The sequence below is a fragment of the Streptomyces sp. NPDC002795 genome, from assembly GCF_042888725.1.
Classification (GTDB): Bacteria; Actinomycetota; Actinomycetes; order Streptomycetales; family Streptomycetaceae; genus Streptomyces.
In genome coordinates this window covers 282,916-306,147 of the sequence record NZ_JBIAQB010000010.1, presented here as the reverse complement: position 1 = coordinate 306,147, position 23,232 = coordinate 282,916, and the positions used below count along the sequence as shown (strand labels likewise).

Annotated in this window: 22 protein-coding genes; 3 read left to right on the top strand and 19 right to left on the bottom strand. The window is 70.3% G+C overall.

What is annotated here, in order from left to right:
• Positions 1–229 precede the first annotated feature (229 nt).
• Both ACFYWS_RS29590 and ACFYWS_RS29585 read left to right on the top strand, forming a co-directional pair.
• Positions 230–1,171 (top strand): DeoR family transcriptional regulator, encoded by a 942-nt coding sequence (locus tag ACFYWS_RS29590; protein ID WP_389281467.1) that lies wholly within the window; start codon positions 230–232, stop codon positions 1,169–1,171.
• A 236-nt stretch (positions 1,172–1,407) separates the two neighbouring features.
• Positions 1,408–2,967: a pectate lyase gene (locus ACFYWS_RS29585; protein ID WP_389281466.1), complete on the top strand. Its 1,560-nt coding sequence runs from the start codon at positions 1,408–1,410 to the stop codon at positions 2,965–2,967.
• Positions 2,968–3,030: 63 nt separating this feature from the next.
• Here the strand turns inward: ACFYWS_RS29585 and ACFYWS_RS29580 are convergent, their stop codons facing one another.
• From ACFYWS_RS29580 to ACFYWS_RS29570, 3 genes are all read right to left on the bottom strand, one after another.
• Positions 3,031–3,522, bottom strand: coding sequence for a lamin tail domain-containing protein (locus tag ACFYWS_RS29580; RefSeq protein ID WP_389281465.1), 492 nt, complete (start codon positions 3,520–3,522; stop codon positions 3,031–3,033).
• A 104-nt stretch (positions 3,523–3,626) separates the two neighbouring features.
• Positions 3,627–5,192, bottom strand: a complete 1,566-nt coding sequence (locus tag ACFYWS_RS29575) for an AbgT family transporter (RefSeq protein WP_389281463.1) — start codon at positions 5,190–5,192, stop codon at positions 3,627–3,629.
• Complete coding sequence (locus ACFYWS_RS29570; protein WP_389281462.1) at positions 5,189–6,430, bottom strand: amidohydrolase family protein; 1,242 nt, start codon at positions 6,428–6,430, stop codon at positions 5,189–5,191. Before ACFYWS_RS29570 ends, ACFYWS_RS29575 begins: the two co-directional genes overlap by 4 nt.
• Positions 6,431–6,547: 117 nt before the next feature.
• Here ACFYWS_RS29570 and ACFYWS_RS29565 point away from each other — a divergent pair, with 117 nt between their 5' ends.
• Positions 6,548–7,585 (top strand): Lrp/AsnC family transcriptional regulator, encoded by a 1,038-nt coding sequence (locus ACFYWS_RS29565; protein WP_389281460.1) that lies wholly within the window; start codon positions 6,548–6,550, stop codon positions 7,583–7,585.
• On the opposite strand, the gene ACFYWS_RS29560 is transcribed toward ACFYWS_RS29565, so the two are convergent.
• From ACFYWS_RS29560 to dgoD, 16 genes are all read right to left on the bottom strand, one after another.
• Positions 7,586–9,061 carry an MFS transporter gene (locus ACFYWS_RS29560; RefSeq protein ID WP_389281458.1) on the bottom strand — a complete coding sequence of 492 codons (1,476 nt, stop codon included), beginning with the start codon at positions 9,059–9,061 and terminating at the stop codon, positions 7,586–7,588. It abuts the gene before it with no gap.
• 159 nt (positions 9,062–9,220) lie between these two features.
• Positions 9,221–10,543: an amidohydrolase/deacetylase family metallohydrolase gene (locus ACFYWS_RS29555; protein ID WP_389281456.1), complete on the bottom strand. Its 1,323-nt coding sequence runs from the start codon at positions 10,541–10,543 to the stop codon at positions 9,221–9,223.
• Positions 10,544–10,587: 44 nt separating this feature from the next.
• On the bottom strand, positions 10,588–11,085 hold the full coding sequence (locus tag ACFYWS_RS29550) for a RidA family protein (RefSeq protein ID WP_389281454.1): 498 nt from the start codon (positions 11,083–11,085) through the stop codon (positions 10,588–10,590).
• A 53-nt stretch (positions 11,086–11,138) separates the two neighbouring features.
• Entirely contained in the window at positions 11,139–12,737 is a 1,599-nt protein-coding gene (locus ACFYWS_RS29545; RefSeq protein ID WP_389281453.1) for an aminotransferase class V-fold PLP-dependent enzyme, read from the bottom strand.
• Between the two features lie 66 nt (positions 12,738–12,803).
• A complete protein-coding gene (locus tag ACFYWS_RS29540) occupies positions 12,804–13,793 on the bottom strand; it encodes a LysR family transcriptional regulator (RefSeq protein WP_389281451.1) in 990 nt (329 codons plus the stop codon).
• A 119-nt stretch (positions 13,794–13,912) separates the two neighbouring features.
• Positions 13,913–14,203, bottom strand: a complete 291-nt coding sequence (locus ACFYWS_RS29535; RefSeq protein WP_389281449.1) for a hypothetical protein — start codon at positions 14,201–14,203, stop codon at positions 13,913–13,915.
• 37 nt (positions 14,204–14,240) lie between these two features.
• A complete protein-coding gene (locus ACFYWS_RS29530; RefSeq protein WP_389281448.1) occupies positions 14,241–15,044 on the bottom strand; it encodes an ABC transporter ATP-binding protein in 804 nt (267 codons plus the stop codon).
• Positions 15,041–15,862, bottom strand: coding sequence for an ABC transporter permease (locus ACFYWS_RS29525; RefSeq protein WP_389281446.1), 822 nt, complete (start codon positions 15,860–15,862; stop codon positions 15,041–15,043). The genes ACFYWS_RS29530 and ACFYWS_RS29525 overlap by 4 nt, the downstream gene beginning before the upstream one ends.
• On the bottom strand, positions 15,862–16,719 hold the full coding sequence (locus ACFYWS_RS29520; RefSeq protein ID WP_389281445.1) for an ABC transporter permease: 858 nt from the start codon (positions 16,717–16,719) through the stop codon (positions 15,862–15,864). The genes ACFYWS_RS29525 and ACFYWS_RS29520 overlap by 1 nt, the downstream gene beginning before the upstream one ends.
• A complete protein-coding gene (locus ACFYWS_RS29515; RefSeq protein WP_389281443.1) occupies positions 16,716–17,858 on the bottom strand; it encodes an ABC transporter substrate-binding protein in 1,143 nt (380 codons plus the stop codon). Before ACFYWS_RS29515 ends, ACFYWS_RS29520 begins: the two co-directional genes overlap by 4 nt.
• A gap of 15 nt (positions 17,859–17,873) precedes the next feature.
• Positions 17,874–18,848, bottom strand: coding sequence for a sugar kinase (locus tag ACFYWS_RS29510; protein ID WP_389281441.1), 975 nt, complete (start codon positions 18,846–18,848; stop codon positions 17,874–17,876).
• Positions 18,849–18,855: 7 nt separating this feature from the next.
• Entirely contained in the window at positions 18,856–19,530 is a 675-nt protein-coding gene (locus tag ACFYWS_RS29505) for an RraA family protein (RefSeq protein WP_389281440.1), read from the bottom strand.
• Between the two features lie 47 nt (positions 19,531–19,577).
• Complete coding sequence (locus ACFYWS_RS29500; protein ID WP_389281439.1) at positions 19,578–20,561, bottom strand: LysR family transcriptional regulator; 984 nt, start codon at positions 20,559–20,561, stop codon at positions 19,578–19,580.
• Between the two features lie 96 nt (positions 20,562–20,657).
• Positions 20,658–21,161, bottom strand: coding sequence for a 2,4'-dihydroxyacetophenone dioxygenase family protein (locus tag ACFYWS_RS29495; RefSeq protein ID WP_389281437.1), 504 nt, complete (start codon positions 21,159–21,161; stop codon positions 20,658–20,660).
• Between the two features lie 46 nt (positions 21,162–21,207).
• Complete coding sequence (locus tag ACFYWS_RS29490) at positions 21,208–21,930, bottom strand: SDR family NAD(P)-dependent oxidoreductase (protein ID WP_389281435.1); 723 nt, start codon at positions 21,928–21,930, stop codon at positions 21,208–21,210.
• Positions 21,931–22,074: 144 nt separating this feature from the next.
• Entirely contained in the window at positions 22,075–23,223 is a 1,149-nt protein-coding gene (dgoD, locus tag ACFYWS_RS29485; RefSeq protein WP_389281433.1) for a galactonate dehydratase, read from the bottom strand.
• Positions 23,224–23,232: the final 9 nt, after the last annotated feature.

Sequence of the window (23,232 nt, the reverse complement as noted above, 5' to 3'; positions counted from 1 at the left end):
CTCGCCTTCCGTCGCGGTGGTCCGGTCCTGCCTACTCCCCGGCGGTCCGGCCTCGCCCGCCCCCGGCGGCCTGACCCCGCCCTCTGCCCCGGCGGTCCGACCCCACCCACCCCCGGCGGTCCGCCCCCACCCTCCGCCCCGGTGGCCCGGCCCCACCCACCCCCGGTGGCCCGAACCGCCGCTCCCCGTACCGCCGTCGACCGCCGCCGCACCGTAGAGGACCGACCAGATGCCATCACCGAGCTCCCAGCCGCCCGCCTCCCAGCCGCCCGCCTCGCAGACACCCGTCTCCCAGCCGCCCGTCTCCCAGCCACCCGCGTCGCAGCCGCCCGTCTCCCAGCCACCCGCGTCGCAGCCACCCGCCTCGCAGACACCCGCCACCCAGCCACCCGCCACCCAGACGCAAGGCTCCCGCGCCCGCCGGGACCGCATCGTCGACCTGGCCACCACGACAGGGCTCGCCAGCGTCGAGGAACTCTCCCGGCTCTTCGAGGTCACCCCGTCCACCATCCGCCGCGACCTCGCCCGCCTCACCGCGGAGGGCCGGCTCGCCCGCACATACGGCGGAGCGATGGCCCTGTCCGCGCACCCCGAGGCCTCGCTGCGGCAGCGCACGGGAGAGGCGTACGACGCGAAGCGCGCCATCGCGCAGTGGGCGGCGCGCGTGGTGGAACCGGGCGAGACACTGCTCCTCGACGCAGGTACGACGGTCGGCGCGCTCGCCCATGAGCTGCGCGCCGTCAAGGAGTTGACCATCGCCACGACGGGCCTGACCGCGCTGCACGCGCTCGCCGACGCGGAAGGTGTGCACGTCGAGTGCCTGGGCGGCACGCTGCGCCCGCTCAGTCAGGGGTTCGTGGGCCCGCTCACCGAGGCCGCCCTGGAGCGGATGTCGTTCGACCGCGTCTTCCTCGGCGCCGACGGTGTCACGGTCGAAAGGGGCATCTGCGAGGCGGAGCTGCGCCAGACCCGCCTCAAGGAGCTCATGGCGCGCCGGGCCGACCACGTCTACGTCCTGGCCCACGGCGGCAAGCTGGGCCGCGCCCCGTTCCACGCGTGGGCGACGCTGGCGGAGGGCTGGACCCTGGTGACCGACGCGTCGGCGCCGGAGGAGCAGGTCAGGGCGTTCGAGGCGCGCGGGGTGCGGGTGGAGGTCGCGGGAGGCGGGTGACCGTACTGGCGGCCAAGTGCCGCCGCGCCGGGGGAAGTTGAGTCACAAGGGGTGCGCGGGGCCTTGCCAGCGGATCCTGTGGCGCCCTATTGTCCCGCGCAGAAAGCGCTTTCCCCCTTTTTCCGCCGGTCACCACACCGGTTGCACCGGCATGCCCGAAGCACCTGAATCAGTGCGCCGCACTGCACTGCACTGCACTGCGCTGCATCGCACTGCACCGGAAGGGAACCACGACGATGAAGTTACCCAGACCCGTCGCGCTCCGCCTCACCGCCGGCATCGGCGCGCTCGCCCTCGCGGGCGCGGCCGCGATGACACTGTCGACCACCGAGGCATCGGCCGCCGTGACCGGCATCGCCACCGGCTACGCCACGCAGAACGGCGGGACCACCGGAGGCGCGGGCGGAGCGACCGTGCGCGCCACCACCGGGACCCAGATCCACGCGGCCCTGTGCAACCGCGCGAGCGACAGCACCCCGATCACCATCGAGGTCGAGGGCACGATCAACCACGGCAACACCACCAAGGTGTCGGGCGACAGCTGCAACACGGCCGCCGGCGTCATCGAGCTCAAGCAGATCAGCAACGTCACCATCGTGGGCGTCGGAAACGGCGCGGTCTTCGACCAACTCGGCATCCACATCCGCGAGTCCAGCAACATCATCATCCAGAACGTGACGGTCCAGAACGTCAAGAAGTCCGGCTCGCCCACCTCCAACGGCGGCGACGCCATCGGCATGGAGAGCGACGTCCGCAACGTCTGGGTGGACCACGTGAACCTGCTCGCCTCGGGCGGCGAGTCGGAGGGCTACGACGGCCTCTTCGACATGAAGGACAACACCCAGTACGTCACCCTTTCGTACAGCACGCTGCGCAACTCGGGCCGCGGCGGCCTCATCGGCTCCAGCGAGACGGAACTGTCCAACGGCTACGTGTCGTTCCACCACAACCTGTACGAGAACATCGACTCCCGCGCACCCCTGCTCCGCGGCGGCACGGCGCACATGTACAACAACTACTACGTGAGCCTCAACGAGTCGGGCATCAACTCCCGCGCCGGGGCGAAGGCAAAGGTCGACAACAACTACTTCAAGAACTCGAAGGACGTCCTCGGCACGTTCTACACAACCGCGGCCGGATACTGGCAGGTCAGCGGCAACACCTTCGACAACGTGACATGGTCGAGCGCTGCGAGCGACTACAAGCCGGCCGGGCCGAACCCGACGTCGAACACCACGGTCTCGATCCCGTACTCCTTCAAGCTCGACGCCGCGTCCTGTGTCCCGGCGGTCGTGGGGGAGACGGCGGGCGCCAACAAGGGCATGAAGGTGTCGGACGGCAGCTGCTCGACGCAGACCCCCACGCCGACCCCGACCCCGACCGACCCCACCGAGCCGACACCCACCGACCCGGCGCCCACGCAGCCCTCCGGTACCAACCTGAGCATCGGCGCCGGCTCCGACGGTTCCAGCAAGGCGGACGGCACCAGCTACGGCAACGTACGCGACGGCAGCATGACCACCTACTGGTCGCCGAGCGGCACGACCGGCTCGGTCTCGGTCAAGTGGGGCACGGCCACCGCGGTCTCCAAGGCCACCATCCGGGAGACGGCGGGAGCCACGGGCCGGATCAAGGCCTGGCGAGTCATCAACGGTGACACGGGCGCGGTGCTGAGCTCCGGCACGGGCGCGGGTGTCACCTCGTTCGCCAAGACGTCGCTGAAGAAGCTCACGCTGGAGATCACCAGCGCGAGCGCGGCGCCGCAGGTGGCGGAGTTCGAGACGTACGCGCAGTAGGTACACGACAGCCCGCCCACCGGTTTCCGCACTGGTGGGCGGGCCGCGAGGCTTCCGGTCAGGTCAGCCGTGGAACGTTATGTACCCGTTGCGGTCCCGGTCGTTCGCCGACCTGGTGTACTTGTGGACGTCGGAGCGGGGTCCGGACGGCTTGTACAAATAGATGGTGTCCCCGGTGTTGTTCCATATGAAGTTGCAGTTGTCGCGGTAGACGACGTTCTTCGCGTCGGAGTCGCTGCCGTTGCCGCCGCGCAGCTTGACGTAGTCACCGGGCTGCAGGGAGTGGCTCGCGGTGAACTTGAAGCGGTTCCCGGTGGCGTCCTTCACGAGGTACCCCTTGAGGTTGACCGTCGCGGTGCGCGAGTAGTTCTTGATGGTCAGGTACTCGTTCTTGGTGTTGCCGCCCGAGCAGCGGTTGGAGTCCGGGCCCGGAGCGTCGTACTGAACGCCCCTGATCTTCAGGGCCGAGGAGTACTCGGCTGCCTGCGCGGGTGTCACGGTCGCGGCGAGCGCGGCAACGGCGGCGGTTGCGGGCAGGGCGTAGCGGTAGCGCATGAGGTTCCCCCCTCAATTGTTCTGGTGGAGCCCTGCGAGCATATGACATGTGAATGCGTCGTGACGTGCGTGTGTGGAAAATGTGTACAGGTCGGGGTGAGGTGTCAGGGCGTGCTGATCGATGCCCCGGGCCCCAGCGGTATGTCGAAGCCGTAGAAGATGCCGAGCACTGCCAGCCACGCCACCAGGAACGGCACGACGAACACCGACAACCGCGAGAGCAGGGAGCCGAGTTGGGCTTCCGGCTCGTAGCGTCTGAGGACCGTGAGGAGAAGGAAGACGTAGGGGTTGAGGGGCGTGATCATCTGGGTCGCCGAGTCGCCGATGCGGAACGCCGCCTGGGTGACCGCCGGTTCCATGTGGAGCAGCATGAAGGCCGGTACGAAGACCGGGGCCACCAGGGACCACAGCGCCGAGCCCGACGTGATGAACAGGTTCAGGACGCAGACCAGCAGGACGAACGCCACCAGGCCCAAGTAGCCCGTCAAGCCCACCGATTCGAGCAGCGCCGCCCCCTTCACCGCCAGCAGTGTGCCGAGGTTCGTCCAGTCGAAGACACCGATGACCTGTGCGATGACCAGGATGAGCACGATGTACGCGGACATGCCCGTGATCGCGTCGGCCATCATGCGCGGCACGTCCTCGAAGCGTGTGACCGCCTTGACCGTACGGCCGTAGACCGCGCCGGCCAGGAGGAACGCCACGAAGAGGAGCGGGACGATGCCGTCCAGGACGGGGGAGGGGACCAGCGCCCCGCCCTCGCCGCGCAGCGGGGAGCCGGGCAGCAGCCAGCAGGTGATGACCACGGCGGCGTAGACGAGGACCGCGAGTCCCGCGCGGAGCATGCCCCGGCGCTGGAGGGCGGTGACCTCGGTGGTGACTTCGCCCGCTTCTCCCGTCGGCTGCTCGTCCGACGTCGGCCACGGCAGTCGCGGCTCCAGGATCCGCGAGATGAGGAAGCCGCCGATGAGGGCGAGGACGATGCTCGCCGACGCCGTGTAGAAGTAGTTGATCAGGATGTGTGTCGGGGCGTCCGCGCCCTGCGGGAGGACCTGCGCGGCTTGGTGTGTGATGCCGGTGTAGAGGGCGTCGAGGGCGCCGATCGTGAATCCCGCCGCGTACCCCGCGCACACGCAGGCGAAGCCGCCGATGAGACCCGCGATCGGATTGCGGCCCGCGTTCTTGAACACCAGCGCGGCCAGCGGCGGGATCACCAGGATCGCCACGTCGCTCATCAGGTGGGCCTGCGCCGCCACGAAGGCGACCAGGTAGGGCAGGAGCCACCGAGGGGCGCGGGAGATCGAGGCGCGGACCACCGTCTCCAGGAGGCCGGTGCGTTCGGCCACGCCCACCGCCGCCATCATCAGCAGGACCGTGCCGAGCGACGGGAAGCCCGTGAAGTTGGGGATGAAGTTCTCCAGGAGCCAGACCACGCCGTCCCCGGTGAACACCCCCTGCACCGCGACCGTCTTGTCCTCGCCGGGGATCTTCACCGTCGCGTCGGCCGCCGCGAGCGCGGTGGACGCGGCGCCGACGAGGACGAACAGGCCGAGGAAGAGGAGGACCGGGTGGGGGAGTTTGTTGCCCACCCGCTCGATGCCCGACATGGCCTTGTCGATGAACCCCGCTCTGGTGGGGTCCTTCTCGGGGGCCGGGGCCTGTGTCGTCATGTCCCGAGTCCGTTCTTACGGAGTGTGCCACCCTGCGCGACGAGGACGACGTTCGCCGGGTCGGCGAGCAGCGCGATGTCGGTGAGCGGGTCGCCCTCACAGAGCACCAGGTCGGCCCGCTTGCCCGGCTCCAGGGTGCCGAGTTCGGTGTCCAGGCCGAGGAGTTCGGCGGCGGAGCGGGTGCCCGTGGTGATCGCCTGGAGCGGTGTCATGCCGAGGGCCACGAGGTGGGTGAGTTCGCGCAGGTTGCGGCCGTGCGGAACCATCGCCGCGTCCGTCCCCATGGCGATCTTCACGCCCTCGGCGATCGCCGCGGAGATGTTCTCCTTGGTGATCCCGGACCAGCGGACCTTCTTCTCGTAGTGGTACGGCTCCATGGTGGCCTTGTCGATGCCGTCGAAGACCGTGGAGAGCGTCGGGACGACGAACGTGCCGCGCTCGCCCGCGAGTTCACGGGCCTGCGCCGACATGCCGTAGCCGTGCTCGACGCTGGTGACACCGCCGCGGATGGCGTTGAGGATGCCGGCCGTGCCCTGCGCGTGCGCGGCGACCGGGCGGCCGCCGTGCCGGGCCAGCTCCTCGACGACCGTACGGATCTCGTCCTCGGTCAGGCCCTCGTCGTCGGGGTGGTCGTAGGGGCTCGACATGCCGCCCGTGGCACACACCTTGATGACATCGGCGCCCGAGCGCAGCAGCTTGCGCACCGCGAGCCGCACCTCGTCCGGGGTGTCGGCGATCTCGCCCATCCCGGAGCTCGGGTCGAAGCCGCACTCGGTGGCGAAGTCGGCGTGGCCGCCGGTGTGGCTGAGGATGCGGACCGCCGTGTGGATGCGCGGGCCTGTGGTCAGGCCTTGCTCGACGGCCGTGCGGTAGCCGGCCGGCAGTCCGCCGAGGTCGCGCACGGTGGTGACACCCGCGTCGAGGGTGGCTCGCAGCCGCTCGGCGGTGCGGAAGGTCTCGACCGTGGTGTCCTGCTCGTAGCGGCGCACCATCTGGCGCGCGGACTCGACACCGAGGTGGACGTGGGTGTCGATGAAGCCGGGGAGGAGGGCGCGGCCTCCGGCGTCGATGGTGCGTACGCCGGGCTGGGCGTCCGGCGCCGTCGCCGAAGGGCCCGCGTAGGCGATGAGGCCCTCGGCGTCGACGACGAGCGTGGCGTGCTCGACGGGGGCGGCGCCGGTGCCGTCGATGAGGCGGGCGTTGGTGATGCGGAGCGAGGAAGCCTGTTGGGAACTCATGAGCGAACACTGTCGGATTCGGCGATGACGAACACGTAAAATCGCAGGAACCCGACCCGTCCCGACGATCTGTGCAGGATTTCGGCCACTGTGAACACGCAGCATTCAGAACCTTCTGTGGCCGACCGCGCCCGGATCGACGAGCTCGATCTCTCGCTCGTGCACGCCCTCCAGGTCAACACCCGTGCCCCGTGGACGCTCATCGGTGAGGCTCTCGACATCGACCCCGTCACCGCCGCCCGGCGCTGGGAGCGGCTCGCGCGCAGCGGCGCCGCCTGGGTCGACGGGTATCTCGCGCTCGACCGTGACGAGGGGTCGGTGTACGCGCAGGTCGAGATCGACACCGGCGGGCATCTGCCGGAGGACGTGCTGACCTCGCTGGCCGCGGACTCCCGGATGCTCAGCCTCAAGCAGACGTCCGGCGGGCGCGATCTGCTGGCCATCGTGGGCGCCTCGTCGTTCGACGACCTCGCTCGGTACACCGGGGAGCGGATCTCACGGCTGCCAGGTGTGCGCGGCACCCGGATCCATGTCATCACGGCGGTGCCCTTCGAGGGCGCGCAGTGGCGGCTGCGGAGCCTCACGCCGAGCCAGCGCGCGGTGCTGCGGCCCGAGTCCCCCAGGAACACAGCCGTCGAGAGCCCCGTCCCCGACGAGCCGATACGTCCCGTCGACCGGCGCATCGCGCACGCGCTCGGCACGGACGGGCGGATGCCGCTGTCCGGCCTGGCCCGCGCCACCGGGGCGAGCACCGCCACGGTCCGGCGCAGGCTGCGTGTACTGACCGGGGGCGGACGCCTCTCGCTGCGGTGCACGCTGGCCCGGCCGCTGACCGAATTCCCCGTGTCGGCCGTCTACTTCGGGTCCGTACCCGCCGAGAACCTGGACCCGGCCGTGCAGGCCCTGCGCACACTTCCCGGCCTGCGCATGTGCAGCATCACCGCGGGCACCCACAACCTCATCCTGGACATCTGGCTGCGCACGCTCGCCGAGGTGCACACCACGGAAGCCCTCCTCAACCGCCGCCTCGCCGACCTCGGCCTGCGCATCACGGAGCGCGCGGTGGTGCTGCGCACACTGAAGCACGCCGGCCGACTGCTCGACCGGCGCGGCCACAGCGTGGGCGCGGTGCCCCTCAGATCGACTGGAGACTGATCAGGTCGACCGGAGACTGAGAGCCCGCTCCTCCGCGTCCGCATCGAAGCCCACCGGCTCCCACCGCTTCACGAGCAGCGCGGTCAGGCCGAGGACGGGTGCGCCGAGAATCACCCAGTACACCCCCGTGCCGAGGCCGGTGCTGAGGATCGGGAAGAAGAACAGCGTGAGCGTCGAACCGAGGCGCAGCACCGCCTGGTTGAAGCCGATGCTGACACCGCGCATCGACGTCGGGAAGCCGAGCGAGGCGTAGCTCATGATGTGTGCGCCGGGGCCGAAGCCCTGGGCGAACATGAACGCTCCGAGCATCAGGATGCCCGCCGTCACGAAGGCCGTGCCCGAGGGCTCTCCGATGAGCGCGAGCACGGTGATCGCCACCAGCTGGATCGCGAAGCCGAGCGACATCATCGGCCAGGCGCCCTTCGTCGACGCCCAGCGGATGCCGAGCAGTCCGCCGGTCAGCGCGAAGACGAGGTTCAGGGTGAACGACGACGCGATGGTGGTCAGCGGGCCTTGCGTCATGAGCGTGGCGATGATGATCGGCAGGCCGAACGCGACCGCGTTGTAGCCGAAGGTCTCCGCGAGGCCGACCACCACCGACTGGATGGTGCGGGTGCGGTACGGGCCCTTGAACAGGCGCGCGTAGGAGCCGAGTCCGGGTCGCCGCGGGCGCTCCGTCTTCCCCTGCACGTCATCGGGGACGTACGCATCGACTCCGTACGACTGCCGCAGGATGCTTGCCGCGCCCTCCAGGTCACCCTGGTCGGCGGCCCACGTCGGGGACTCGTTCATGTACCGGCGGCGCAGCAGCAGGACCACGAGCGCGGGGATCGCGCCGAAGCCGACGGTGAAGCGCCACAGCCAGCCCAAGTGGGCGTCGGGCAGCAGGAAGTACAGCGCCATGATGACCAGGTAGCAGCCACTGGTCGCGGCGTACCAGGCCGGTGACCAGGCGGCCGTGCGCGAGCCCTTGCTGCCCTTGCCGCGCAGCCGGGAGAACTCGGCGAGGAACGCGATGGCGACCGGGATGTCCATGCCGACGCCGATGCCCATCACGAAACGGGCACCGATCAGCGTCCACGCGTCCTGGGCCACGGCACACACCAACGCGGTGACGACGAAGAACAGCATGTTGGCCATGAAGACCCGATAGCGGCCTATTCGGTCCACGAGCCAGCCGCCGACGAGCGCGCCGATCAGCGAGCCGACGCTGATCGAGGCGGTGACGACGCCGGCCATCGTGGAGCTGAGGCCGAACTGCTTCGTGATGTCCGGCAGCCCGTACGCGAGTGAGCTGAGGTCGTACGCGTCGAGGAAGATGCCGCCGAGCGCGATGATCACGATCATCCGGGCGTGCTTGCCGCGCGCCGTACCGGAGTTGACCAGATCGGAGACGTCGGCCGCGGACCGGATCGGCACGGGTCCTGACGCCGCCTCCGCCGGCGTGGGTGAGGGCAGGGAGGAAGTGGTGCTCACGGGGGCCTTCCGGGGTGCTGGTGTGCTGCGGGTGAGGGGTGCGTCGCAGAATCGTATGCAGCCACCGGAAGAGATTCGTCCACTTGTCCGCATGCTGGTCACAGCGGTGAGCGGGCCCCGTCCTTCGACCGGGGCCCGCTCGGTGCGCGTGCTCGTCGCTCAGTGCTCGTGCTCCCCGGTGTCCGGCTTCGCACCCGGCGTCCACTTCTTCGCGGACTTCCCGTTCAGGTCCCACACCACCTTGCCGTCGCGGACGGTCAGTTGAGTGGTGAGCTTGCGGTTGCCGTCGATCCGGTAGCCGAAGCTGTCGACGTAGCCGAACTTGCCCTTGTCGAGGGAGAACATCGCCAGGTCGGCCGGGGCGCCGACCGAGAGGTTGCCCAGGTCGGAGCGGCCGACGGACTTGGCGGGCTTCCAGGTGGACGCCGCGACCACGTCCTTCAGTGGCATGCCGAGGGTGAGGAACTTGCCCATGATGTTCGGCATGTCCTTCATGCCCGCGTTCATGCTGGTGATGTGCAGATCGGTGGAGATGGCGTCGGGCGCGAAGCCCTCCTTCATCGCCTCGACGGCGACGTCCCAGCTGAAGCTGCCGCCGCCGTGCCCGACATCGAACAGCACACCGCGCTCCCGGCCCTTGTGCAGGCCCGAGTTGAGCTTGCCGTTGTCGAGCAGCTCGTTGCGCAGGCCCGAGTACACATGGGAGTAGATGTCACCGGGGCGCAGCTTCTCACCGAGGAGCTGCTCGATCGGCCGCTCGGGGTGGTTGGCGCCGAAGTCGACCATGACGGGGAGGTCCGCCTTGTCGCCCGCCTCGACCGCGTTGTCGACGGCGGCCCAGTCCTTGCCCTCGTAGTGCGCGGTCTTGATGCCGACGACGGTGTCCGGGTACTCGGCCGCCTTCTCGGCCGCGGGCCCCGGCTTCATGTCACTGACGTCCTGCTCGACCTTGGCGCCGCCCATGCCCTTGCCGACGATGTTGAGGAAGGCGAGGACGCGGGTCTGGGACCGGTCGATGATGTTCTTCTTGAACAGGTCGAAGTTGGCGGCTCCCGAGGAGCCCGCGTCCACCGCGGTGGTGACACCGGAGCGGAAGGTGAAGCCGTCGGGTGACACCCCGTTCTTGCCGTTCGCGTAGTCGTCCTCGGGGCCGGGGAACAGGTGGGCGTGTACGTCGATGAGGCCGGGAGTGAGGTACTGACCCGCCGCGTCGACCGTCTGTTTCGCGGCGGAGGAGTCGATGTCCTTCGCCACCTTCGCGATCTTCCCGCCCTTGACCGCGATGTCGCGGACCGCGTCGAGGTGGTTCTTCGGGTCGATGACGTGGCCGCGCTCGATCACCAGGTCGTAGGCCTCGGCCTGCTCCGCCGAAGGCGCCGCGGGTGCCGAGGCACCCGCCGTCGCCGCGCCGAGCACCAGCGTCAGGGCCGCCGGGACCGCCAGCCAGTGGGCCCGCTGTCTTATGTCCTGTCCTACGTTCATGAAGCCTCCCTCGTCGTTCGGTCCGGTGAGATGACCCGGGCTGGTCAGATGACGGCGATGCAGTCGATCTCGACCAGCGAGTCGCCCGGGATGCCGGCCGCCGCCGCGATCGTGGTGCGCACGCCCGGTTCGGGGCCCCAGCGGCCGAGGAAGACCTCGTTCATCCCGTCGTAGTCGTCGAGGGTGTTCAGATAGACGTTGATCTTGAGGACCTTCTTCATGGAGGAGCCCACGGACTCCAGATAGCGCTCCACCTCGTTCAGTACGTGGTCGGTGTGCGCGCGGATGTCGCCCTCGAAGTGGGCGCCGATACCGGAGATGAAGACCATCGAGCCGTACGTGACGATGGGGCTGAACAGCGGGTTCTCCGGCGGCTCCGCGCCGTCCGGGTAGTGCACCTCCTTGCGCGGCTTGGTGGGCCGGCCGTGCTGGGTGTCGGCGTCGGCCGCCGAGGCCGTGCCCGCTCCCGCCACGGCCGGTACGGCGGCGATGGCCGCCACGGCGGGGGCCCTGCGGATGAAGTCACGTCGGTTCGAGGTCACGCGTCCTCCGATGAAGGTGAGAGGGGTGAGGGGGGAAGGGTGAGGGGTGGGGCTCAGGACGTGCGGGTTGCCTTCCAACTGCCCTTGAGGTACTCGCCCAGATCGACGCGGCCGCTCATCTCGTCGCCGGAGAGCTTCCCCGTGAAGGCGTACGAGAGGGAGTCGCCGTGCTCCTCCCCGTACGAGCTGCGCACGGTCACCTCGTCGGCGCTGACGGATCCCGTGGCGGGGCGCGAGACGAAGTCGCCTCGGTGGGTGCCGGTGACCTTCGCGCCGTCCTGCTTCAGCGTCAGCTTGTGCGCGCTGGAGGCGCCGGCCGCGTAGGTGATCTCCAGGGACCAGGTGCCGCTCGCGTCGACGGAGGGCGGCTTCGGCTTCGCGGGGGCCGGGGGCGGGTTCTTGAGCCGCTTGACGATGTGGTCGGCGATGGTCTTCTCGTCGCCCGGCTCCAGCATGTACGGGGTGATGGCCAGGCCCGAGAGTGCCGGGTCCTTGCTGCTCGCCGGGTTGATGGCGATGCGTGGCTCGCCCTCCCACAGGGCGTCCACGATCGTCTGGCCGACGACGCCGCGTTTCTCGGCGTTCCAGTACAGGTTCAGGGTGGGTGTGCGGTTGGACAGGCCCTCCGGCTGGACGAGTTCGGAGGTGACGCCCGGGACCGCGGCGGAGACCCGCTTGGCGATGGTCCTCAGCCATGAGGTCCACTTCGCGTACTCGGCCTTGTGGTCGCGGCGCACCCACATCTCGACGGCCGCGAGCATGCCCATGGCCTCTTCCTTGCCGACCTTGAAGCCGCGGGCGTAGCCGTGGTGCGGCGCGCTGTGCACCCAGGCCGCGCGCACCAGGTCCTCGCGGCCGAGCAGGATGCCCGCCGACTGCGGTCCGCGCAGCGCCTTGCCGCCGCTGTACGCGACGAGGTCGGCGCCGCGCTCCAGATGGACGTTGGGGATGGTGAGGACTTCCGCGGCGGCGTCGACCAGGACCGGCACGTCCTTGGCGTGGGCGAGCTCGGCGATCGTCTTCAGGTCCAGTTCGCTCTCGTCGACGCGGGGCATCGCGAAGACGTAGACGAGCGCGGTCTGCGGGCCGAGCGCCGCCTTCATCTCCTCGCGTGTGTCGACCTCGACGACCTTCAGGCCGACGGCGCTGATGGCGGCCTCGTACACGTTCCGGGAGTGCTTGGGGATGATCGCCTCGGTCTTGGCGAAGCCGCTCAGGTCGGGGATCTGGATGTGCAGGTCCGGATTGCCGCCCGCCGTGCAGGCCGCGGACGCGTGGGTCAGGGCCGCCGAGCAGCCGGAGCTGACCATGCCGAACCCGGCGCCTGTCAGCTCGCCGAGCCGTCTGCCGACGCCGTCGGCCAACTCGTCCAGCTGTACGTACTGGCGGGCGGCCGCGTCGATGGCCTCGCGCACCTCCGGCAGGATCAGCGAACCGCTCAGGACGGTGTAGGTGCCCCGGCCGTTGATGAGGGGGCGTACGCCGATGCGCTCGTAGCCGCCCTTCTTGGCGGCGGCAGCGGTGGTGGTGGTGTGTGCGTCGGCGCCGGCGGCCACCGCTTCTCCCGCGAACAGCGGGCCGAGCGTGAGCGCCCCGCCGACCGCTGCGCTCCGCCCGAGCATCGTGCGACGTGTGACTGGGTCAGTACGCATCCGAACCCTCGACTTCCGCCTCGTTGACCGGTGTTGGACACACGCTAGGAACGTCGTCGTCCGGCGTTAAGCGCGTCGTGCTGATGCGGGTATTCGCAAGTTGGATGAACCGATCGGGGCCTCTCCCGTCAGGTCACGGGTGCCGGGTGGTGCCTCCGATGCCTCGATCTCGCGCAGCAGGGTGCGCGCGGGTGGTGTCAGTGTCCGGGTGGTGGACCAGTGCACCGCGACCCGGCGTCCGCAGGGCACGTCGAGCCTGCGTGCCACGACGCCGGAGGTGTCCGCGGTGGCGACGGCGAGGAGGTTGGTGACACCGATGCCGAGGCCGCTGCGGACCAGCGAGATGAGGGTCTGCGGCTGGTTGGTGGCCTGGACGGCGTTGGGCTCCAGGCCGCGTTCGCTGAAGGCGCGGTACGTCTCGAAGCCCATCGCCTCGGACGAGCCGAGCCGGCCGATGGTGATCAGGGGATGCGCGGCCACCGCGGCCAGCGGCAGCGGCTCCGGCAGCTCGGCCAGCAGATGGTCGGGCGGGTGGACCGCGATCAGGCCCTCCCACCACAGCGGCCGCGACTCCACCGAGGGGCCCGGCGGAGGTGCCATCGGGCGCAGACAGATGTCCACCTCGCCGCTGGCCAGCGCCGCGTCGAGCTCCAGGGTGGAGCGCTCGACCAGGACCACCTTGATGGCGGGGCGGGTACGCGCCATGCGTTCGAGGAGCTGCGGCACGAACGCCACGCTGGCGCTCGGGTAACTGCCCAGCGTCACCACGCCCCGCGCGGCGCCGCGGTACCCGGCCATCGCGGCCTCGGCCCCGGCGAGCCGGCGCAGGATGGCGCGCGCGTGCTCGGCGAGGACCGCGCCCGCGTCGGTGGGTGTCACCGGACGCCGGTCACGGTCGAACAGCGGCACCCCCGCCTCCCGTTCAAGGGCGGCGACATGCATGCTCACGCGCGGCTGGGAGCGATGGGTCAGCTCGGCCGCCGCACTGAAGCTGCCGGTGTCCACGACGCCGAGGAAGGAGACGAGCCATTCGAGACGCAGATCGGAACGGAGCATGCCTCTCGTCTACCGCCGCCCGCGCACCGCGGACCAGACAGGACCGGCTTTCAGAGGAGGGCCGATACGGTTTCCGAATAGCGTGCGGAACCGTGAACCCGCCTGTCCAGCACGCGTGTTCAGCGTGGCGCCCCCGGTGGTGCCTCGATGTGCTCGATCCAGTACTCGCGGGTCAACGCGTCCACCCCGGCCGGCGCCACCCCGCGCAGATGCACCACGTGACCGTCCGTGCCGGAGATACGGCCGTGCTTCTGCAATTGCAGGATGTGGTAGCGCTCGGGCTTGAAGCCGAGTTCGACGTCGACGGCGAACCGGCCACGGGCGTCGCGGAGTTCGCCGACCCCGGGGTCGACCTTTCCGGTGGCCTGCACGCTCAGCCACACCTGGTAGGCGAGTACCAGGAGCACCACCACCGCGATCTTCCGGAGCGTGGGACTCTTCGCGGACCTACGAAGAAGCGACGTCCTCGGTGGCACCGGCCTCAGCTCCTTCCCCTGCCAGCAGTGCGTTGACCCGGTCCACGGTGGCCCGGAACTCCGGCAACGCCACGGCGGTGTCCCAGCGCCGTGGCCGGGGCAGCTCCACGTCGACGATCTCCCTGACCCGGCTGGGGCGCCGGGAGAGCACCACGACGCGGTCGGAGAGGAACACCGCCTCGTCGACGTCGTGGGTGACGAAGAAGACCGTCGGGCGGCGGCTCTCGAAGATGCCGGTGAGGTCCTCCTGCAGCTTGCGGCGGGTCTGCGCGTCGATGGACGCGAACGGCTCGTCCATGAGCATCACCGCCGGCTCGTTGGCGAGCACGCGGGCCACGCCGAGCCGCTGCTGCATGCCCCCGGACAGTTCGTGCGGGTAGCGGTGCTCGAAGCCGCCGAGGCCGACCAGGTCGAGGAACTCCTGTGCGCGGGCGGTACGTTCGGCCTTCGGGACGCCGCGCACGCGGGGGCCGAAGGCGACGTTGCCGAGCACCGTCTTCCACGGGAAGAGCGCATGGCTCTGGAACACCACACCCCGGTCGGGTCCTGGCCCGTGCACGGGCGCGCCGTCCACGGACACCGTGCCGCCGCTCGCCTCCACGAACCCCGCGACGATGTTCAGGACGGTGGTCTTGCCGCAGCCGCTCGGCCCGAGGACAGAGACGAACTCGCCCTTCTGGACGCCGAAGGAGACCTCGTCGATGGCCGTGACCTCCTCGCCGCTGTAGTCGTCCGCGTACGCCTTGCGCAGTGCCTTGATCTCCAGAGCGGTCATCCGTCGGCCTCCAAGCCGCGTACCATTCCCCAGCGTTCGACGGTCGCCCGCTCGAACGGGGCCAGAATCAGCGCGTCGAGCGCGTACCAGAGCGCGCCGAGGACGACCATGCCGAGGAAGACCTGGCTGATGTCACCGACCCGGCGCGCGTCGAACATCATGTAGCCGATCCCGCTGGTGCCGACGATGATCTCGGCGGCCACCAGGGCCCGCCAGCCGTAGCCGAGCCCGGTGCGGATGCCGCCCGCCACCGAAGGCAGCGAGCCCGGCACGATCACCTCGGCGAACACCCGCCACCGCCCGGCCCCCAGGCTGCGCGCCGCCCGCACCAGCTCGCGCGGCACCTGCTCGACACCCGCCACGACGCTGAGCATCAGCGGGAAGACGATCGTGTACACGATCACGAAGGTGACGGCGGTCAGGCTGAAGCCGAACCACACGATGACGATCGGCAGCCACGCGATGTCCGCGATCGCCTGGAAGAACAGCAGGATCGGCCAGAAGAACCGGCGCAGCCGGCCGATCATCGCGACCGCGAAGCCCAGCGGCAGGCCGATGAGCAGCCCGAACCCGACGCCGTACGCGAGGCGGGTCAGGGAGTCGGAGAGATAGCCCGGCAGGATCCCCTTCTCCAGGAGGCCGCCGAGCGTCGTGAGCACCGTGCCGGGGCCCGCGAAGAACGACCGGGGGAACACCTCGAACTCGGCGAGCAGCCACCACAGGGCGACGACCGGTACGAACGGGCCGAGCGTGCGGACCGTGCCGCTGCGCAGCAGGCGCCGCCACACCGGCATGGTTGCCGTGGACAGTGCGGCCATCAGCGGTTCACCCCCGTCATGCCCCAGCGCTCCACCGTGCGCCGCTCAAGGGGCGCGAGCAGCAGCCGGTCCATCAGCAGCCACAGCACCCCGATGATCACCATCGAGGCGATGATGACGTCGGTGCGGAAGTACTTCTGCGCCTGGAACAGTGCGTAGCCGAGGCCCGCGCTGCCCGCGATGATCTCGGCGGCCACGAGCCCGCGCCAGCCGTAACCGAGGCCCACGCGCAGTCCGGTGACGATGCTCGGCAGGGCGCCCGGCAGCAGGATCTCCCAGAACATCCGCATCCGGCTGGTGCCCAATGAGCGTGCGGCGCGCAGGAGTTGGATCGGAATCTGGCGTACGCCCAGCATCGCGTTGTACGTCAGCGCGAAGAACATCGCGTTCCACACGATGAAGATCACCGCTCGGTCGCCGTAGCCGAACCACAGTGTCGCCACCGGGATCCACGCGATGCCCGCGAGCGCCACCGAGAACCGCAGCAGCGGCGCGAAGAACGCAGACAGGACACGGCTGGAGCCGAGGGCGATGCCGAAGGGCAGCGCGGTCACCAGCGCGAGGACGATACCGATGCCCATCCGCCGCAGGCTCGCGCCCAGATGCCGGACCAGGTCACCGCTCGACGCCATGTCACCGAGCGCCTTGAACACGTCGGTCACCTGCGGGAACACCCGCAGCGGCGTCCCCGTGACGGACACCGCCACCGACCACGCCACGACGAGCACGGCGAGCGGCCCGAGGAACCAGAGCGCGCGGCCGAGGCGGGATCCGCTGCGCTTGCGGGGCTTTCGTGCGTGGCGCGGCACGGCGGCCGCCGGACGCGGGGGAGCCACTTTCGTCGTCGGCGGGGTCACGACGGGCAGGCCTTCGTGGCGCTCGCCCGGTCGAAGCGGTAACCGCCGTCGACGGCCGCCGCCTTGGGTACGTCGGGCAGGTCCCGGAAGAGCTTCGGGTTCGCCGCCATCACCTTGAGGATCGGCTTTGGGTCGAAGTACTTGTCGACGTCGAAACCGGCCTTGACGGCGCCCTGCTCGGCGAGCAGCCGGGCCTGGGTGTCGAGCGCGAGGTAGTTGCAGGCGGAGAAACGCGGGTCGAGCTGCTTCACGTTGTGCTTCATCGCCTCCACGGCCACCGGCTTCTTCGTGCCGGGCAGCCACCGGGTCGCGGAGTCGGCCGCGTCCTCGGGGTTCTCGCGCATCCACTGGTCGGTGCGCGCCCGCGCGGTGAGGAACCGCTCGACGACCTTGGGGTGCTTCTTCGCGTACGAGGGTGTGGTGACGATGTAGCCGATGAACGGGATGTGGCCGCCGCCCCGCAGCACCTCCTTGGCGCCGTCGACCTGGTCGACGATCGTGATGGGGAACGGGTCCCAGACGATCGCGGCGTCGATGCCGCCGGTCTTGAGGGCGACCGCCATGTCCGGCGGCTCGGTGTTCACGATCTTGACATCACTGGCCTTCAGACCGGCCTCGCGCAACAGGCCGAGCAGGTAAAGGTGGTTGATGGATCCCTCGGAGACACCGATCTTCTTTCCGCGCAGCGTCTTGAGGTCCTTGCCATCGACGCCGGACTTGGCGGCCGCGACCACGGCCATCGTCTCGTCGATGCTCTTCTGGCTGGACGAGCCGGTGTAGTTGCCGACCAGGGACAGGTCGATGCCCTTCTGCGCGGCGGCGATCGCGGGCGTGCCGACCTGGATGAAGTCGACCTCGCCCGCTTGCAGCGCGTTGAGCGCGTCGACGCCGGTCGGATACGGCTGGGCCAGCTTCACATTGAGGTTCTGCTCGTCGAAGTACCCGGCCTCCACCCCGGACGGCAGGCCTATCTGGTCGACGGCGGACACATATCCGGCTGTCACGCGGGTCGGCGCCGCCGCGCCCGCGCCGGACGCACCCTCTACGGCATCGTCCACGGTGGAACCGTCGGAACACCCCGCGAGCAGCAGGATTCCCGAGCATGCCGCCACGGCGATGTGGCGTTTGGCGCGAACCATTGGCTTCTCAACTCCTCATCGGACCGGTGTGCTTGCTGACGGTGGTGGCCGGTCGGCGCCGTGGCCGTGGCGCGCGGCGTCGACGTCCTCGCGGCGCGGGATCGGGGTGACGGCGCCGGGCCCCGTCGTGGTCAGCGCCGCCGCGACCGCCGCGTACCGGGCGGCCTCCTCGGGAGTGGCCCCGGCCAGGAGGCGCGCCGCGAAGGCGCCGTCGAAGGTGTCACCGGCGCCGGTGGTGTCGACCGGGTCGACCGGGTGCGGCGGGATGCGGGTGACCGTCCCGTCGTGCGCGAGGAGCGCTCCCTGGTCACCCATCTTCAGGACCACGATCGAGGGGCCACGCCGCACGAACTCCGCGAGGACGTCGTCCGGCGCGTGCAGCCCGGTGAGCAGCCGCCCCTCGGCGAGGTTCGGCAGCGCGATGTCGCACAGCTCGACGCTGCGCCAGGCCACCGCGCGGGCCCGTTCGGCGGGCCACAGGGCGGGCCGGATATTGGGGTCGTAGCTGACCAACGTGCCGTTCTCCCTGGCGAGTTGCATCGCGTGGAAGGCCGCGTCGCAGGCGGAGGTGGAGATCGCCTGGGTGATCCCGCTCAGGTGGAGGAGGCGGGCCCGCGCGATCGCCTCCGCCGGCATGCCGGCGGGTGTGAGGCGGCTGGCGGGGGACCGCGCCCGGTAGTACGTGAAGGAACTCTCGGTCGGCGTACGGGCGATGAAGTAGATCCCGGTCCGCCCGCCCGGTTCGCGGACCACGTGCTCGGTCGCGACGCCCTCCCGTTCCCACAGCCGGAGCAAGGAGTCGCCGAAGTCGTCGTCACCGATGCGTGTGATGTATCCGGTCTCGGCTCCGGAACGGCGGGCGGCCACACAGAAGTTGGAGGTGTCGCCGCCGTACCCGACGGTGAAGGAGGTGCCCGCGCCCACTGGCCCCGGCAGACCCGTGGGCGTATTGAATTCGAGGAGCGGCTCACCCGCCGCGAGGATGTCCACCGCCGCCTCAGATCCGGTGGTACTTCGCGAGCCCGCCCTGGAGCGAGCCCGACTCCAGAATCAGAGCGGTCTGTTCGCGCTCCCGCCGCTCGATCTCCTGTGCCGCGTCGAGCACTTGAGGTACGCGGTCGGCGGGGACGCACACCACGCCGTCGCTGTCCGCGACGATCAGGTCGCCGGGGCACACCCGCGTACCGCCCATCTCCACAGGCTCGTTGAGGCTGACCGTGCGGTAGCGGCCGACGGTGGTGGCCGGCACACCACCGTGTGCGTAGACGGGGAACTGCGGGTAGTCCCGGCGGATCTCCTCGATGTCGCGGACGCCTGCGTCGAGGACGGCGCCCGCGACACCGTTGGCGACGGCGCCCGCGCTCATCAGGCCGCCCCACACCGCGACGTCGGCGCCGCCCGCCGCGATGCAGACGACACTGCCCGGCGCCGACTCGTCGATGGCTCGCAACGCGTGCTCCGGCGGGGCGGGCTCGGGCGAGGGAACCTCAAGGACGGTGACGGCCGGGCCGACGAGCTTGCCGGGCAGAACCTGGCGGATGGTGCCGGAGAGATAGCCGCGCGCTCCGAACTGCTCGACCGCGTCGGCGACGGACGCCGTGGCGATCGGGCGGAACGCCTCGATGGTCTCGGGGGAGTAGGAGTTGGCCATGCGGGATGTGCTCCTGTCCATGTCGGCGAATTCGACTGGGGCAACCGTAGGAGCGCGCTGATGGGCCGTCAGTGCTCGCTCGCGAATGCGGCTATTCGACTAGCGGATGGCGCGGGCCCGGCCGGGGTGTCCCACGGCCAGGTGGGTCCCGGCAGCCGGTCGAGGCACTCCCGCACCGCCGCGACCGCGGGTGATTCCTCGCCGGTCCGCCACCAGGTGGCGACGGCCCGCTCGCAGCCGGCGTCGCGGATCGGCACGAGGGCCACGCCCTCGGTGTCGGCGGTGGTCATGGCCAGCGCGTTGGTGACACCGACGCCGAGCCCGTGCCGGACCAGGGAGATCAACGTCTGCGGCTGGTTGGTGCGTTCGCGGATCACCGGCTGCAGGCCGAGGTTGGCGAAGGCGAGGTTCGTCTCGTACTGGCGGCTGTGTCCGTCGTCGCTCTCCCCGATGCTGATCACCGCCTGGCTCACCGTCTGCGCGAGCGCCACCTCGTGCGCGCCCGCCAGCGGGTGGTCGGCGCGGAAGACCGCGACGAGCGGCTCGCGCCACAGCACCCGGTTGGCCACCCGGTCGGAGCTGACCAGCGGGTGCAGCGGCCTGACGGCCAGATCGACGCCCCCGTCGACGAGTTGCTCGCCCAGATCCAGGCTCGGCCCCTCGTGCAGGACGAGCCGCACCCGCGGATACGCGGCGCGCAGGGCCCGCACCGCCCGCGGGTACAGATAGGCGGCGACGCTCGGATAGCAGCCGAGCCGGACCGTCCCGCACACCCCGCCCTCGGCGCTCTGAGCCATCAGGTCGAGCCGCCGCAGGATCTCCTCGGCGTGCGGCAGCAGCCCCCGCCCCTCCGGGGTGAGCGTCGCGGGCTGCACGGAACGGTCCACGAGCCGCCGCCCCACCAGGCGTTCCAGCGCGGCGATATGGCTGCTCACCCGCGGCTGCGAGCGGTAGAGCGCCTTGGCCGCGGCGGAGAAGCTGCCGTGCCGGGCGACCGCCACGAAGCTGACGATCCAGTCGATGCGGTAGTGGTGCACACTTCCGAGGTCCATGACGCCTCCAGTCACCGAGATCGACCGGAACGCTACCCTCGGTGAACCGCCAAAAGAATGGTGCGTGATCACCCCATCCGCCGCCCTTCCCGGACATCAGCGGATGAACTGCTCCACGTACTCGGCGCCGAGCCCCACCTTCGCGTAGTGCTCGCGGCACATCTCGATCTTCGTGAACGTGTCCTCGTAGCCGATCTGGACGCCGTCGTCGTCGACGTAGGCCATTGCCCCCGAGATGTTGAAGAAGGTGATCATCTCGGTGCAGTCCTCGGGCACGGCGAGCGTGTGGATCTCGCCGGGCGGCTCGTAGACGAAGTGGCCCGCCTCGGCGACCCAGTCGTGCTCGTAGTAGTGCCACTTGCCCTTGATGACATAGCCGAAGACGACCCCCGGATGCCGGTGCCGCGACACGATGCCGGCGGCGGTCACCTTCAGAAGGTTGCACCACTGACCGGTCACCGTGTTGAACATCAGCGGCCGGAACCACACGTTCGGCGCCTGGGGCACCCACACCCGTTCGTCCTCGGGCAGCGCCGCCACGGCGATCTCCGGCGGCACGACGGAGGAGACGGGAATGACCGGGCCTCGACTCTGTGACATGGCGTTACGTTCCTTTCTGCGTAAGGGAATGGGAGACGGGCGCGGATCATGCGGCGAGATAGCCGCCGTCCACCGCGAGCACGGCCCCCGTGATGAACCCGGCGTCGGGGCCCGCGAGGAACGCCACGGCGCCCGCGACCTCCGCCGGTGTGCCCCAACGGCCCATCGGAGTGCGGTCGATGATGCGGCGGCTGTTCTCCGTGTCCTCCTGAAGGGCCCGGGTCAGCGGCGTGCGGATCCAGCCGGGCGCCACCGCGTTGACCCGGATCCCCTGGTCCGCCCAGGCGACGGCGAGGGACTTCGTCAGCTGCATCACCCCGCCCTTGCTGGAGCTGTACGCGGGCACCTTGGGGCCGCCGAAGTAGCTCAGCATGGACGCGACGTTGACGATGCACCCGCCGGTGCCGGCGAGCGCCTCACGGGCCGCGACGCAACTGCGCATCGTCCCGGTGAGATTGACGCCGACGACGTCGGCGAAGACATCCGGTTCGTACTCCCGGCCGCGGGCGATCACTCCGGCCGCGTTGACCAGCACGTCGAGCCCGTCGAGCCCGTCCAGGAACGCGCCCAGCGCGTCCGCCCGCGTGACGTCGAGCTCCACGGCCCGTATGCCGGTGGGGAGTTCGCACCGGTCCGCGTCGAGACCCGCGACGACGACCTCGTCCCCGTCGGCCGCGAAGCGCCGCGCGATCGCGGCGCCGATGCCGCTGGTCCCACCGGTGACCACCACGGTCCGCCCGCCGGGCCCCGCCACCTCGTCCTGGCGCACATGTACCCCCTTCTGTGTCCGGCTCGGAAACGATCGCGAGCGCGATCGTTCCGAGTCGACCACAAGGGGTGTTCAGGCGTCAGTCGCCATACGCGGGAGGAATGAGGCCCATTCGGATGCGAGGTCGCTACGGCGTCGTGGGTGTCACCACTCCGCGAACGACCCGTCCCCGTGCCGCCACACCGGGTTGTGCCAGCTCGCCGCCGAGCCGTCCGCCGCGCGGACCGCCTTCTCGTCGATCCGGATGCCGAGGCCCGGCAGCGTGGGGCGGGCGAAATGGCCCTCGTGGAAGCGGAAGACCTCGGGGTCCGCCACGTAGTCGAGGAGCTCGGAGCCGTTGTTGTAGTGGATGCCGATGGACTGTTCCTGGATGAGGAAGTTCGGGGTGCAGAACGCCAGTTGGAGGCTGGCCGCCAGGGCGATCGGGCCGAGCGGGCAGTGCGGGGCGACCAGTGCGTCGAAGGTCTCGGCGAGCGAGGCGATGCGCCGCGACTCCGAGATGCCGCCCGCGTGCGACAGGTCCGGCTGCACGACCGCCACCCCCGACTGGAGGGCCGGGAGCATCTCCGTACGGGAGTAAAGACGCTCGCCCGTCGCGACCGGCGTCGTCGTCGACTCCACCACCCGGCCGATGCGGTGCGTGTACTCGGGCAGGACCGGCTCCTCGACGAACAGCGGGCCGTAGGGCGCGATGACCTCCGCCGCGCGGACCGCGCCCGCCACCGTGAACCGGCCGTGGAAGTCGACCGCGAAGTCCCCCTCGGGGCCCAGAACTTCGCGGGCCACCGAGGCGCGGTCCGCCATCGCGTCGAGTTCGGCGACGGTCGGCAGCCGGTTCGTACGGCCCGCGCCGTTCATCTTGACCGCCGTGAAGCCGGCCGCCGCCTGCTCGGCGATCTGGTCGCGCAGCTCGGCCGGTTCGTCGCCGCCCACCCAGCAGTAGGCGCGCACCCGCTCGCGTACGGGACCGCCCAGGAGCTGGTGCACGGGCGCGTCGTACGCCTGCCCCGCGATGTCCCACAGTGCCTGGTCGAGGCCCGCGACGGCGCTGGAGAGGACCGGGCCGCCCCGGTAGAACGAGCCCTTGGTCATCAGCTGCCAGCGGTCCTCGACGCGCAGCGGGTCCGCGCCGATCAGGAACTGGTCGGCGAGTTCGTGGACGGCCGTGCGGACGGTGTCGGCGCGCCCCTCCACGACGGGCTCGCCCCAGCCGACGAGACCGTCGTCCGTCTCGATCCGGCACATCAGCCAGCGGGGCGGGACGGCGAAGGTCTCGACTCGGGTGATCTTCAAGCCAGTTGC

What these genes read in the sequence shown, in the direction of transcription:
- ACFYWS_RS29590 (WP_389281467.1), top strand. Translation starts at nt 230, where the DNA reads ATGCCATCACCGAGCTCCCAGCCGCCCGCCTCCCAGCCGCCCGCCTCG.
- ACFYWS_RS29585 (WP_389281466.1), top strand. Translation starts at nt 1,408, where the DNA reads ATGAAGTTACCCAGACCCGTCGCGCTCCGCCTCACCGCCGGCATCGGC.
- ACFYWS_RS29580 (WP_389281465.1), bottom strand. Translation starts at nt 3,522, where the DNA reads ATGCGCTACCGCTACGCCCTGCCCGCAACCGCCGCCGTTGCCGCGCTC.
- ACFYWS_RS29575 (WP_389281463.1), bottom strand. Translation starts at nt 5,192, where the DNA reads ATGACGACACAGGCCCCGGCCCCCGAGAAGGACCCCACCAGAGCGGGG.
- ACFYWS_RS29570 (WP_389281462.1), bottom strand. Translation starts at nt 6,430, where the DNA reads ATGAGTTCCCAACAGGCTTCCTCGCTCCGCATCACCAACGCCCGCCTC.
- ACFYWS_RS29555 (WP_389281456.1), bottom strand. Translation starts at nt 10,543, where the DNA reads ATGAACGTAGGACAGGACATAAGACAGCGGGCCCACTGGCTGGCGGTC.
- ACFYWS_RS29545 (WP_389281453.1), bottom strand. Translation starts at nt 12,737, where the DNA reads ATGCGTACTGACCCAGTCACACGTCGCACGATGCTCGGGCGGAGCGCA.
- ACFYWS_RS29540 (WP_389281451.1), bottom strand. Translation starts at nt 13,793, where the DNA reads ATGCTCCGTTCCGATCTGCGTCTCGAATGGCTCGTCTCCTTCCTCGGC.
- ACFYWS_RS29530 (WP_389281448.1), bottom strand. Translation starts at nt 15,044, where the DNA reads ATGACCGCTCTGGAGATCAAGGCACTGCGCAAGGCGTACGCGGACGAC.
- ACFYWS_RS29525 (WP_389281446.1), bottom strand. Translation starts at nt 15,862, where the DNA reads ATGGCCGCACTGTCCACGGCAACCATGCCGGTGTGGCGGCGCCTGCTG.
- ACFYWS_RS29515 (WP_389281443.1), bottom strand. Translation starts at nt 17,858, where the DNA reads ATGGTTCGCGCCAAACGCCACATCGCCGTGGCGGCATGCTCGGGAATC.
- ACFYWS_RS29505 (WP_389281440.1), bottom strand. Translation starts at nt 19,530, where the DNA reads ATGGACAGGAGCACATCCCGCATGGCCAACTCCTACTCCCCCGAGACC.
- ACFYWS_RS29500 (WP_389281439.1), bottom strand. Translation starts at nt 20,561, where the DNA reads ATGGACCTCGGAAGTGTGCACCACTACCGCATCGACTGGATCGTCAGC.
- ACFYWS_RS29495 (WP_389281437.1), bottom strand. Translation starts at nt 21,161, where the DNA reads ATGTCACAGAGTCGAGGCCCGGTCATTCCCGTCTCCTCCGTCGTGCCG.